Annotated in this window: 11 protein-coding genes and 1 tRNA gene; 11 read left to right on the top strand and 1 reads right to left on the bottom strand. The window is 71.5% G+C overall.

Features of this window, described 5'->3' with window-relative positions; genetic code table 11:
• On the bottom strand, positions 1 to 1508 hold a 1508-nt coding region (locus tag HMPREF0731_RS05805), incomplete at its 3' end, for an anthranilate synthase component I (protein ID WP_007003117.1).
• Positions 1509 to 2028: 520 nt separating this feature from the next.
• On the opposite strand from HMPREF0731_RS05805, the gene ffh reads away from it, so the two are divergent.
• The 11 genes from ffh to HMPREF0731_RS05750 all read left to right on the top strand — a co-directional run.
• Positions 2029 to 3414 carry a signal recognition particle protein gene (ffh, locus tag HMPREF0731_RS05800; RefSeq protein ID WP_007003115.1) on the top strand — a complete coding sequence of 462 codons (1386 nt, stop codon included), beginning with the start codon at positions 2029 to 2031 and terminating at the stop codon, positions 3412 to 3414.
• Between the two features lie 31 nt (positions 3415 to 3445).
• A complete protein-coding gene (gene rpsP, locus HMPREF0731_RS05795) occupies positions 3446 to 3787 on the top strand; it encodes a 30S ribosomal protein S16 (protein ID WP_007003114.1) in 342 nt (113 codons plus the stop codon).
• Between the two features lie 20 nt (positions 3788 to 3807).
• On the top strand, positions 3808 to 4437 hold the full coding sequence (rimM, locus tag HMPREF0731_RS05790) for a ribosome maturation factor RimM (RefSeq protein WP_007003113.1): 630 nt from the start codon (positions 3808 to 3810) through the stop codon (positions 4435 to 4437).
• Positions 4434 to 5156, top strand: a complete 723-nt coding sequence (gene trmD, locus HMPREF0731_RS05785; RefSeq protein WP_007003112.1) for a tRNA (guanosine(37)-N1)-methyltransferase TrmD — start codon at positions 4434 to 4436, stop codon at positions 5154 to 5156. The genes rimM and trmD overlap by 4 nt, the downstream gene beginning before the upstream one ends.
• Before the next feature lie 47 nt (positions 5157 to 5203).
• Positions 5204 to 5572 (top strand): 50S ribosomal protein L19, encoded by a 369-nt coding sequence (gene rplS, locus HMPREF0731_RS05780; protein WP_007003111.1) that lies wholly within the window; start codon positions 5204 to 5206, stop codon positions 5570 to 5572.
• A gap of 308 nt (positions 5573 to 5880) precedes the next feature.
• Positions 5881 to 7308 (top strand): 3-isopropylmalate dehydratase large subunit, encoded by a 1428-nt coding sequence (gene leuC / locus HMPREF0731_RS05775; RefSeq protein WP_007003110.1) that lies wholly within the window; start codon positions 5881 to 5883, stop codon positions 7306 to 7308.
• Positions 7309 to 7321: 13 nt separating this feature from the next.
• Positions 7322 to 7933, top strand: coding sequence for a 3-isopropylmalate dehydratase small subunit (gene leuD, locus HMPREF0731_RS05770; protein ID WP_007003109.1), 612 nt, complete (start codon positions 7322 to 7324; stop codon positions 7931 to 7933).
• A gap of 41 nt (positions 7934 to 7974) precedes the next feature.
• Entirely contained in the window at positions 7975 to 9087 is a 1113-nt protein-coding gene (gene leuB / locus HMPREF0731_RS05765) for a 3-isopropylmalate dehydrogenase (RefSeq protein WP_007003108.1), read from the top strand.
• A gap of 181 nt (positions 9088 to 9268) precedes the next feature.
• Positions 9269 to 9345, top strand: a tRNA-Arg gene (locus tag HMPREF0731_RS05760).
• 320 nt (positions 9346 to 9665) lie between these two features.
• Complete coding sequence (locus HMPREF0731_RS05755) at positions 9666 to 10229, top strand: LemA family protein (RefSeq protein WP_007003107.1); 564 nt, start codon at positions 9666 to 9668, stop codon at positions 10227 to 10229.
• Between the two features lies 1 nt (position 10230).
• Positions 10231 to 11997, top strand: a 1767-nt coding sequence (locus HMPREF0731_RS05750; protein WP_040611957.1) for a DUF2207 domain-containing protein, incomplete at its 3' end; no start/stop codon positions are given.

The following is an 11997-nucleotide window of genomic DNA, read 5'->3' as shown; positions in this document are numbered from 1 at the left end:
CCCGCGCCGCGGATGGCGGCGAACATGGCGCTGGCCTTCAGATGGCACTCCGCCTCCTCCGAGGCCGGGTCGCTGTCATGCAGCAGCGTGGCGCCGGCGCGCACCTCGGCCACCCCCTCCTTCAGCCGGATGGTGCGCAGCGTCAGCCCGGTGTTCATGTTGCCGTCGAAGGTGAGCCGCCCGATGGCGCCGCCATACCAGCGGCGGGCCGAGCGCTCCTCCGCCTCGACATGGCGGATCGCCCAGGTCTTGGGCGCGCCCGTCACCGTCACCGCCCAGGCATGCGACAGGAAACCGTCCAGCGCGTCGCGCTCCGGCAGCAGCGTGCCCTCCACATGGTCCACCGTGTGGATCAGGCGGGAATACATCTCGATCTGCCGCCGGCCGATCACCTGGACCGAGCCGGGCACGCAGACGCGCGACTTGTCGTTGCGGTCCACATCCGTGCACATGGTCAGCTCGCTCTCCTCCTTGGCGGAGTTGAGCAGGGTGCGGATATTGGCCGCGTCCTCCAGCGCGTCGCGGCCGCGCTTGATGGTGCCGCTGATCGGGCAGGTCTCGATGCGGCTGCCCTCGACCCGGACGAACATCTCCGGGCTGGCCGCCACCAGGAACTCGCCCTCGCCCAGATTCATCAGCGCGCCATAGGGGGAGGGGTTCACCCGCCGCAGCCGCTCGAACAGCGCGCTCGGCGCGTCGGGGCACAGCGTCGCGAAGGTCTGGCCCAGCACCACCTCGAACAGGTCGCCGCGCGCGAAGGATTCGCGGGCGCGCTCCACCATGGCGGCATACTCGCCGGGGCCGTAATCGCTCTCCGGCGGGGCGATCCCGTTGCCGGGGCGGTAACCATCCGCCGGCGTCTCGCGCGGCAGCCCCTCGGTGCCCTTTCCGCCCACCGTGAAATCATAGCGGTAGAGCGTGGCGGCGCTGCGCAGATGGTCCACCACCAGGATCTCGTCCGGCAGGTAGAGCACCAGCTCGCGCTGGTCCGCCCCGCGCGGCAGGCGCAGCGGCATCGGCTCGAACTGGAACACCAGATCGTAGCCGAAGGCGCCATACAGGCCGAGATGCGCATCCTCCGGGCTGGCGAACAGGTCGCGCAGCACCCGCAGCACGGAAAAGACGGAAGGCAGGCGCGAGCGCTCCTCCTCCGGCAGCCGTTCGGTCGGCGTGCGCACGGTGAGCGTGATGCGCTCCGCCCCGGCCTCGAAGGCGGCCAGCTCCGGCATCGGCCGCAGCGCCTCGGCCATCGCCGGCAGCAGCAGCGCGCCGCGCGCGTTCAGCGCCTGGATCGCCATCTCCCGCCCGCGCGCGGTGATCATCACCGGCGGATCGGCGAAGCCCATGTCCCAGCGCGTGTAGCGGCCCGGGAACTCGAAGGAGGAGGACAGCAGCACGCCGCGCTGCCGGTCCAGCTTGCCGGCCAGCACCTCGCGCGCGCCGGGATAATCGGCCTCGGCGCTGGATCGGTGGACGGTCAGGCCGCCCTGGGTCTGATAGCTCTGCATTCTCGCGCGCTCCGGGCTTTGCGGTCGCCTCAGAGATCCGGGGGGAGGGGAGAGTGCAGAATAAAGGCCGCCCGGATGTCCGAGGCGGCCTGAGGATCAGTGAACTACGCTGGCCGCCTTGTTACAGGGGCCACCACCAGCGTTGGAACGGGTTGAGCGTGTTCATGAGGGGAGGCTAGCGGGCAGCAGCCGGGAAGGCAACAGAATAAGCTTGGGTCAGGTCGGGGGAATGAATTCCCTCTTTTTGTCAGGCTGCCGCCATCCCCCGGCCAGGCGGGCCGCCACACTGGGCCGGAGAGAACCCTGCCCGTGCGGCACCGCCCGTCTCGGCTATGACCGGCAGCGGGCAAAAAGACTTGCAAGGAGGGGGGGGGAGGGGTATGTCGCGGCTCCGGCTTTGTCCGGATTTTCGGTCGGCGCCTCCCGGAGAGGCCCGGCTCCGTCGCTCCCCGAAGGCTCGGGCAGCGGCGTGTTTTGTTATGGGCGGGGCTCAACCCGCAGGAAAGGAAGACGACCGCCGATGTTCGAGGCGCTGTCGGGCAAGTTGAACGGGGTTTTCGACCGGCTGCGCCGCCGCGGCGCGCTGACCGAGGACAACGTGAACGAGGCGCTGCGGGAAGTCCGCATCGCGCTGCTCGAGGCCGATGTCGCGCTCCCGGTGGTCAAGGACCTGGTCAACAAGGTGCGCGAGCGCGCCGTGGGCCAGGAGGTCATCCGCTCCGTCTCCCCCGCCCAGCAGGTCATCAAGATCGTCAATGACTGCCTGGTCGAGGCGCTCGGCGGTGGCGAGGGGGTCGAGCAGACCCCCGGCCTGAACCTGAACGCCGCCGCGCCCATCGCCATCCTGATGATCGGCCTGCAGGGCTCGGGCAAGACCACCACCTCCGGCAAGATCGCGCTGCGGCTGCGCGCGCGGGACAAGAAGAAGGTCCTGCTGGCCAGCCTGGACGTCCACCGCCCCGCCGCCCAGCTGCAGCTGGAGACGCTGGCCAAGCAGGCGGGCGTCGCCTCCCTGCCGATCATCCAGGGCCAGACCCCGCTGCAGATCGCGGCGCGTGCCATGCAGGTGGCGCGCGGCGAGCTGTATGACGTGGTGATCCTCGACACCGCCGGCCGCCTCTCGATCGACGAGGCGCTGATGGCCGAGGTGGCCGAGGTCAAGGCCGCCACCAAGCCGCATGAGAGCTTGCTGGTCGTCGATGCGATGACCGGCCAGGACGCGGTGAACACCGCCCGCATCTTCAATGAGCGCGTGGGCCTGACCGGCATCGTCATGACCCGCGTCGACGGCGATGCCCGCGGTGGCGCGGCGCTGTCGATGCGCGCCGTCACCGGCGCACCGATCAAGCTGCTCGGCGCCGGCGAGAAGCTGGACGCGCTCGAGGATTTCCACCCCGACCGCATCGCCGGCCGCATCCTCGGCATGGGCGACATCGTCTCGCTCGTCGAGCGCGCCGCCGAGACGATCGACAAGGCCGAGGCGGAAAAACTCGCCGCGAAGATGCAGAAGGGTCAGTTCGACCTGGAAGATTACGCGGCGCAGCTGAAGCAGATCGGCAAGATGGGCTCGCTCTCCGGCATCCTCGGCATGCTGCCGGGGGTGGGCAAGCTGAAGTCCCAGCTCGAGGACGCCAATCTCGACAACACCATCCTGAAGCGCCAGGCCGCCATCATCGGCAGCATGACGCCGAAGGAGCGCCGCAACCCCGAGATCCTGAAGGCGAGCCGCAAGAAGCGCATCGCCGCCGGCTCGGGGACCACGGTGCAGGAGGTCAACCGGCTGCTCAAGCAGTTCGACGACATGTCCGCGATGATGAAGCGGATGAACAAGCTCGGCCAGAAGGGGCTGATGCGCGGCGGATTGGGCGCGCTTCTCCCCGGAGCCGGGGGCAAGCGCCCCTTCTGAACAACCGAATCACCCAGCTAAGGAAGTCACTATGGGCCTGAAGATCCGCCTCGCGCGCGCCGGTGCCAAGAAGCGCCCCTACTACCACATCGTGGTGGCCGACAGCCGCTCGCCGCGCGACGGCCGCTTCATCGAGAAGGTCGGCAGCTACAACCCGATGCTGCCCGCCGACCATGCCGAGCGCGTCCGCCTGTTCGGCGAGCGCATCAAGCACTGGCTGCAGCACGGCGCCGTCGCCACCGACCGCGTCGCCAAGTTCCTCGGCAAGGCCGAGCTGGCGCCGATGCCGGTGTTCCGCGAGCAGCCGAAGCAGTCCGCGCCGAAGAAGAAGGCGCAGGAGCGCGCCGCGGCCGCCGCCGCCGCCGCGGGCTGACACCGGACCGCTGAACGCCCATGCCCGCGCAGCGCATCCTGGTGGGGGAGATCGGACGGCCGCACGGTGTGCGCGGCATCGTCCGCGTCAACGCCTTCACCGCCGACCCGGCCGCCATCGCCGGCTATGGCCCGCTCTCGGATGAGAGCGGCGCCCGTCGCTTCGCGCTGCAATGGCTGGGCAATGGCCTGGCCCGCATCGAGGGTGTCGCCGACCGCGACGCCGCCGCCCGCCTGACCGGCACGCGCCTCTATGTCGAGCGCGACCGCCTGCCCGCGACCGAGGAGGAGGAGTTCTACCTCGCCGATCTGGTCGGGCTGGCGGTGCGCGATGGCAGCGGCGCCACGCTCGGCAGCGTGCGCAGCGTCGAGGATTACGGCGCCGGCCCCTTCCTCACCGTCATCGACGGCGAGGGGCGCGAGCTGCTGCTGCCCTTCACCCGCGCCGTGGTGCCGCAGGTCATCATCGCCGAGGGCTATCTGGTGGCCGTGCCGCCGGAAGCCGTGGTGGTGCCGCCGCAGCCCGGCGAGACGGGGGAGGAGGCCACCCTGCCCGAGACGCCGCTGGCCGAGCCGGTGCGCGCCCTGCCGCGCCGGCAGGATGCGCCGAAGCGCACCGGCCCGCGCGGCGTGCGCGGAGGTGCCGCGTGACCTGGCACGCCACCGCTCTCACGCTGTTCCCGGAGATGTTTCCGGGCACGCTCGGCCTGTCCCTGGCCGGGCGCGCGCTGCGCGAGGGCCGGTGGCGCCTGGATGCGAAGCAGATCCGCGACTTCGCGGCCGACAGGCACCGGACGGTGGACGACACCCCCTGCGGGGGCGGCGCCGGCATGGTGATGCGGCCCGATGTGGTGGACGCCGCCTGCGCCGCCGCTTTGGCGGAGGGGCCCGCGCGTCCGCTGGTCTACCTCACCCCGCGCGGCCGCCTGCTGGACCAGGCGCTGGTGCGGGAGCTGTCGGCCGGGCCGGGGGTGATCCTCGTCTGCGGCCGCTATGAGGGGCTGGACCAGCGGGTGATCGAGGCGCGCGCCATGCGCGAGGTCTCGGTCGGCGATTTCGTGCTCTCGGGCGGGGAGCCGGCGGCGCTGCTGCTGCTCGACGCCTGCGTGCGGCTGCTGCCGGGGGTGATGGGCGGGGCGGACAGCGCGGCGGAGGAGAGCTTCTCCGACCCGCGCGGTGCGCTGCTGGAATACCCGCACTACACCCGCCCGGTGCAGTGGCAGGGCCGCGCGGTGCCGGAGGTTCTGCTCTCCGGCCACCATGCGGCGGTGGCGAAGTGGCGGCGAGAGATGGCGGAGGCGGCGACGCGCGAGCGGCGGCCCGACCTCTGGGCCCGGCAGGCCGGGCCACAGGCCAGAACACAGGATTGAACGGGCGGCCCGCGCCGCCTAAACGGATTGTCGAGAGGACCACAACAATGAACCTGCTGCAGCAGTTCGACGCCGAGCAGCTCGCCCGTCTGGCCGAGGCCCGCGCCGTGCCGGAGTTTTCCGCCGGCGACACCGTCCGCGTGATGGTGAAGGTCGTCGAGGGCGAGCGCACCCGCACCCAGGCCTATGAGGGCGTGGTGATCGCCCGCTCCAACAAGGGCCTGCACAGCAACTTCACGGTGCGCAAGCTCTCCTACGGCGAGGGCGTGGAGCGCGTCTTCCCGCTCTACTCCCCGAACGTGGCCGAGATCGCCGTGCTGCGCCGCGGCAAGGTGCGCCGCGCCAAGCTGTATTACCTGCGCGGCCGCACCGGCAAGTCGGCGCGCATCGCCGAGCGCACGGTCAACAAGGCCTGAGGAACGGGGCAGGGGGCCCGCCCCCTGCCACCGCCTGCCCCCGGGGGCGACCCCGGGGACCCGCCTTCGGGGCGGGCAGGCCAGCAGCGCGCCGCGCGCGCTTGACCCGACGGCAGCCGCGCCCAAACATGGGCGCGTTGCCAGAACCGGAGGAATTCCGGGGGATGCCTCCCCCCGCGATCCGAGCCGGGCGGGGTTCCGGAGGATGCCTCCCTCCGTGACGCCAACGCGACCTCCGGGTGGCGGTGGGCCCCCTCCTGCCCCAGCGCCACACGGGTGATGTTCCATCTGCCACGAGGAATCGCCCCATGTCGGCCCCGACCGCGGACAGCAAGCCGCGCACGCTCTACGACAAGATCTTCGATGCCCATCTGGTCGAGACGCTTCCGGACGGGACCGCGCTTCTCTACATCGACCGGCACCTCGTGCATGAAGTGACCAGCCCGCAGGCCTTCGAGGGGCTGCGCATGGCCAGGCGCCCGGTGCGCCGGCCGGACGGCACCATGGCGGTGGTCGACCACAACATCGCCACCGACGCCTCGCGCTACACCGGCATCGACGACCCCGAGAGCCGCACCCAGGTCGAGACGCTGGAGAAGAACGTCGCCGAGTTCGGCGTGCCCTACATCCCGCTGACCGATGCCCGCCAGGGCATCGTGCATGTCATCGGGCCGGAGCAGGGGCTCTCCCTGCCGGGCATGACCATCGTCTGCGGCGACAGCCACACCTCGACCCATGGCGCCCTCGGCGCGCTGGCCTTCGGCATCGGCACCTCCGAGGTCGAGCACGTGCTGGCCACCCAGACCCTGCTGCAGAAGCGCGCCAAGAACATGCGCGTCACCGTGGAGGGCGAACTGCCCCCCGGCTGCACCGCCAAGGACATCGTGCTGGCGATCATCGGCAAGATCGGCACCGCCGGCGGCAATGGCCATGTCATCGAATATGCCGGCAGCACCATCCGGGCGCTGGACATGGCCGGGCGCTTCTCGATCTGCAACATGTCGATCGAGGCGGGGGCGCGGGCCGGCATGATCGCCCCCGACCAGACCACCTTCGACTATGTGCGCGGCCGCCCCTACGCCCCGCAGGGCGAGGCCTTCGACCGCGCGGTCGCATGGTGGAGCACCCTGCCCACCGACGAGGGCGCGCAGTTCGACCGCGAGGTGTTCCTGGATGCGGCCGAGATCGTGCCGATGGTCTCCTGGGGCACCAGCCCGGAGGATGTGCTGCCGATCACCGGCACCGTGCCCGACCCGGAGGAGGCCGCCGATGAGGCGCGCCGCGCCCAGCTGCGCCGCATGGTCGAGTATATGGGCCTGACCCCGGGGCAGAAGCTGACCGACCTCAAGGTCGATGTCGTCTTCATCGGCTCCTGCACCAACAGCCGCATCGAGGATATGCGCGCCGCCGCCGCCATCGCGAAGGGCCGCCAGGTGGCGCCGGGCGTGCGCGCCATGGTGGTGCCGGGCTCGGGCTTGGTGAAGCAGCAGGCCGAGCGCGAGGGGCTGGACGCCATCTTCAAGGCGGCCGGCTTCGAGTGGCGCGAGGCGGGGTGCTCCATGTGCCTCGGCATGAACCCGGACAAGCTGACCCCGGGGCAGCGCTGCGCCTCGACCAGCAACCGCAATTTCGAGGGGCGCCAGGGCCCGGGGGGGCGGACGCATCTCTGCTCGCCGGCCATGGCGGCGGCGGCGGCCATCACCGGCCGGCTGACCGATCTGCGCGAGCTCGCCTGAGGGAGACGGGACCATGGACGCCTTCACCACGCTCACCGGCATCGCCGCCCCGCTGCCCATGGCGAATGTCGACACCGACAAGATCATCCCGGCGCGCTTCCTCAAGACCATCGCGCGCACCGGGCTCGGCAAGTCGCTCTTCGCCAATCTCCGCTACCGCGAGGATGGCAGCGAGAACCCGGATTTCGTGCTGAACCAGGAGCCCTACCGGCAGGCCGAGATCCTGATCGCGCACGAGAATTTCGGCTGCGGCTCGTCGCGCGAGCACGCGCCCTGGGCGCTGCTGGATTTCGGCATACGCTGCGTCATCGCGCCAGACTTCGCCGACATCTTCCACAACAACAGCTTCAAGAACGGCATCCTGCCGGTCCGCCTGCCGCGCGCGGTGTGCGACCAGCTGATGGAGGATGCGAAGCTCGGCGCCAATGCGCGCATCACCGTGGACCTGCAGGAGCAGGTCGTGGTGCGGCCGAACGGTGAGAAAATCCCGTTCGAGATCGACCCGCTGCGCCGCCACCTGCTGCTGAACGGCCTGGACGATATCGGGCAGACCATGCAGCGTGCGCCCGCCATCGACGGATTCGAGGCGAAGCAGCGCGCGGCGCAGCCCTGGCTCTACCGCTGAGCCGCCAGGGCCGACCGGACCAAGAGGGAAAGACGAGAGACATGACGGCGAACAAGAGGCTGCTGGTCCTGCCCGGCGACGGCATCGGGCCCGAGGTGATGCGCGAGGTGCGGCGCGTCATCGACTGGATGGACCGGCGCCGGCATGTCTCCTTCGCGCTGGAGGAGGGCCAGGTGGGCGGCGCCGCGCTGGACGCCACCGGCTCCCCCTGCCCGGATGCGACGGTGGAGCGGGCGCTGGCGGCGGATGCCGTGCTGTTCGGCTCGGTGGGCGGCCCGAAATGGGACTCTCTTCCGTTCGACAAGCGCCCGGAGCTCGGCATCCTGCGGCTGCGCAAGGAGCTGGGGCTGTTCGCCAACCTCCGCCCGGCGCTGGTGCTGGAGCCGCTGGTCGATGCCTCCAGCCTGAAGCCCGACGTGGTGCGCGGCCTCGACCTGATGATCGTGCGCGAGAGCACGGGCGGCATCTATTTCGGCGAGCCGCGCGGCGTCGAGACCCTGCCCAACGGCAAGCGCCGCGGCACCGACACCGAGGTCTACACCGAGGACGAGATCGCCCGCGTGGCGCGCGTCGCCTTCGACCTGGCGCGCAAGCGCACCGGCAAGATGACCAGCGTCGACAAGGCCAATGTCATGCAGTCCGGCCGCCTGTGGCGCGCCGTGGTGAACGAGGTCGGCCAGGCCGAGTTCCCCGACGTGCAGCTGTCGCACATGTATGCCGACAATTGCGCCATGCAGCTCTGCGCCCGGCCGAAGCAGTTCGACGTCATCCTGGCCAGCAACATCTTCGGCGATCTTCTGTCGGATCTGGCCGCCGCGGCCACGGGGTCGCTGGGCATGCTGCCCTCGGCCACGCTCGGCGCGCAGGACGCCTCGGGCCGGCGCCACGCGCTGTACGAGCCGATCCACGGCTCGGCGCCCGACATCGCCGGCAAGGGCATCGCCAATCCCTGCGCCCAGCTGCTCTCCTTCGCCATGCTGCTGCGCTGGTCCTTCGGCATGGAGGAGGATGCGAAGCTGGTCGAGACGGCGGTGGAGAAGGTGCTGGCCGGCGGCCTGCGCACCGCCGACATCATGGGCCCCGGCACCGCCCGCGTCGGCACCAGCGTGATGGGCGACGCCATCCTGCGCGAGCTGGACAAGCTGGCCGCCTGACACCGCGCCCCGGCCCGGACCGACCCTGCAAGCCCGGCCTTCGTGCCGGGCTTCGTCGTTTCCGCCCGGGGCGTTGCGCCTGGCCTGGGCTCAGCCATTTCGCAGGCGGATTTTGCGGAAAAAAGTCGTCTCCCCCTGTTGCGTCCCCCCGCGCCGGCGGTTATCACCCGGCCACTGGCAAGCGCCCGTAGCTCAGCTGGATAGAGCACCAGACTACGAATCTGGGGGTCAGAGGTTCGAATCCTTTCGGGCGCGCCAGTCACCTTCATCCGATGCCGTTGATGGCAAGGCCGGCGAAAGCCGCCTGATCGGGTCAGGTGCGGCGCCGGTCATGGTGCTGTCCAGGCGCCCTCCCCGAGACGCCGCCATCGCTTTTCCCCCGCGCCACCGTCATGCCGCCCGCACCGCGCAGGGTCGGCCGCCCTGCTGCCAGGACCGCCGCGCAGCGGTCCCGAAGCGCATGTGATCGGCCCCGCCCGCGAAGTCCCAGCCGCGCCATTGCTCCCCCGGATACCGTTCCTCATCTTGGAACCACCGCCGCAGCGGGAGCGCGCGGCCTCTGATCCGGGAGTTGTTCGATGGGCTGGACCATTCTTGTCGTGCTGACTGTGCTGGGCCTGGCCGTCGCTTATGTCATCGCGGTCTACAACCGGCTGGTCGCCTCGCGTCAGCGCGTCGCCGAGGCCTGGAGCGGCATCGACGTGCAGCTCAAGCGGCGGGCCGACCTGGTGCCGAACCTGGTCGCCACGGTGCAGGGCTATGCCGGCCATGAGCGCGGCCTGCTGGAGGAGGTCACCCGCCAGCGCGCCCGCATCGCCGAGACGCCGGCCGGCGACATCGAGGGCCGCGCCCGCGCCGAGGGGCAGATGGGCGCCATGATCGGGCGCGTGCTGGCCGTCGCCGAGGCCTATCCCGACCTCAAGGCCAGCGCCAATTTCCGCGAATTGCAGGCCTCGCTGGAGGCGCTGGAGCGCGACATCCAGCATGCCCGCCGCTACCACAATGGCGCGGTGCGGATGCTGAACACCCAGGTCCAGAGCTTCCCCTCCAACCTCGTCGCCCGCCGCTTCGCCTTCACCGAGGCGCGCTATTTCGAGCCGGAATCGCCGCAGGACCGTGCTCTGCCCCAGGTCGCTTTCTGAGGTGGCGGCAAGGCTGCTCGGCGCCCTGCTGCTGGCGCTGCTGCTGCTCGCCCGGCCGGCGGCGGCGCAGGAGCGCATCCTCGCCTTCGACGCCGACATCACCGTGCAGGCGGATGGCAGCTTCCTGGTCACCGAGACGATCCGCGTCCGCGCCGAGGGCGACCGCATCCGCTTCGGCATCTTCCGCGACGTCCCGATCCTGCAGCAGGATGGCTGGCGGACCCGGCGTGTCGGCTTCGAGCTGCGCTCGGCCACGCGCGACGGCGCGCCGGAGGCGGTCCGCCAGGTCGAGGGCGACCGGGCGCTGCGCCTGTATCTCGGCCGCGAGGGCAGGCGGGTCGCCACGGGCGAGCATGTCTATGCGCTGACCTATGTGACCGACCGCCAGCTCCGCCGCTTCGACACGCAGGACGAGGTTTACTGGAACGCCACCGGCACCGAATGGCTGTTCCCGATCGACCGCGCCACCGCAACGGTGCGGCTGCCGCCAGGCGCCGAGATCCGCGACCTGGCCGCCTTCACCGGCGCCTTCGGCGCGACCGGCGGCGATGCCCGCTTCCGCCGGCTGGACGGCCATGTGGCGCGGTTCGAGACGACGCGGCCGCTGGCGGCGCGCGAGGGCCTCACCATCGCCGTCGCCTTCGCCAAGGGCGCCATCGCCGCGCCCAGCGACCGGCAGCGCCGCGACTGGTTCTGGCGCGACCACGGCCCGACCCTGCGCGGCGCCGGCATCGCCGCCGCGCTGGCGGCGTTCCTGGCAGGGCTGTGGCTCCTCTGGGGCCGCGACCCGAAGCCCGGCGTGATCGTGCCGCGCTGGGAGCCGCCGGCCGGCCTCTCCGCCGCCCTGGTCCGGCTGGCCTGGAACCGGCACACCGATCTCGACGGCCTGATGTCGCTGGTGCTGGTCGAGATGGCGGCGCGGGGGCTGATCGAGCTTGATCCGTCGGGCGCCGCGCCGCGCCTGTCGGCCGGCGCCACCCGCCCCGGGCCGGACCTGCCCGCCGAGCAGCGCCTGGTGCTCGACGCGATCCAGGCCGCCGGCGGCACGCTGACCATCGAGCGCGCCCAGGGCCAGGCGGTGCGGCGGCTGGAGCAGGGCGTCGCCACGGCGCTGCGGCAGCAGCACCGTGCCCTCGGCCTGCGCCGCCGCGCCTGGCCGCAGGTGCTGGCGGGGCTGGCCGCCACGGTCGCGGCGGTGCTGGGCATCGCCCTGCCGCTGCCGGAGCCGCTGAAGCTGTCGCTCCTCATCCTGGCCCCGCTGCTGATGCTGGCGCTGCTGCCGCTGCTCGGCGGGCGGGGCGGCGTGCTGATGAAGCTGTTCTGGCTGGTGATGCTGTCGCCCTTCCTGGCGCTGCTCGGCCACGCGGTGCTGCGCAGCGGCGATCCGGGGCTGCTGGGGGTGATGCTGGCGGTGGCGCTGCTGGCGCGCATCGCCCTGCCGCGGCTGGGCGGGCCGACGCCGCGCGGCCGCCAGTTGCTGGACGAGATCGAGGGGCTGGCGGGGTATATCCGCGTGGCCGAGGCGGAGCGGCTGCGCATCGCCGGCGCGCCCGACATGTCGCAGCCGCATTTCGAGCGGATCCTGCCCTACGCCATGGCGCTGGATCTGGAGGCGGTCTGGGTCCGGCATTTCCAGGACTGGCTGGCCCGGGCGCAGCCCGAGGCGGCGACCCAGCCGCGGGAGTGGCGCGGCCGCCGGCTGGCCGGCTTCTATGGCACGCCGAGGGCCGGCGGGCGCCCGCCCAGCCTGCAGAGCCAGCTGGCCAGC

It is taken from the genome of Pseudoroseomonas cervicalis ATCC 49957 (assembly GCF_000164635.1).
Taxonomy (GTDB): domain Bacteria; phylum Pseudomonadota; class Alphaproteobacteria; order Acetobacterales; family Acetobacteraceae; genus Pseudoroseomonas; species Pseudoroseomonas cervicalis.
This window is presented reverse-complemented; position numbering and strand designations above follow the sequence as displayed.

Excerpts from the sequence above, each read along its gene's own strand:
- ffh (WP_007003115.1), top strand. The coding sequence starts at position 2,029 with ATGTTCGAGGCGCTGTCGGGCAAGTTGAACGGGGTTTTCGACCGGCTG.
- rpsP (WP_007003114.1), top strand. The coding sequence starts at position 3,446 with ATGGGCCTGAAGATCCGCCTCGCGCGCGCCGGTGCCAAGAAGCGCCCC.
- rimM (WP_007003113.1), top strand. The coding sequence starts at position 3,808 with ATGCCCGCGCAGCGCATCCTGGTGGGGGAGATCGGACGGCCGCACGGT.
- rplS (WP_007003111.1), top strand. The coding sequence starts at position 5,204 with ATGAACCTGCTGCAGCAGTTCGACGCCGAGCAGCTCGCCCGTCTGGCC.
- leuC (WP_007003110.1), top strand. The coding sequence starts at position 5,881 with ATGTCGGCCCCGACCGCGGACAGCAAGCCGCGCACGCTCTACGACAAG.
- leuD (WP_007003109.1), top strand. The coding sequence starts at position 7,322 with ATGGACGCCTTCACCACGCTCACCGGCATCGCCGCCCCGCTGCCCATG.
- leuB (WP_007003108.1), top strand. The coding sequence starts at position 7,975 with ATGACGGCGAACAAGAGGCTGCTGGTCCTGCCCGGCGACGGCATCGGG.
- HMPREF0731_RS05755 (WP_007003107.1), top strand. The coding sequence starts at position 9,666 with ATGGGCTGGACCATTCTTGTCGTGCTGACTGTGCTGGGCCTGGCCGTC.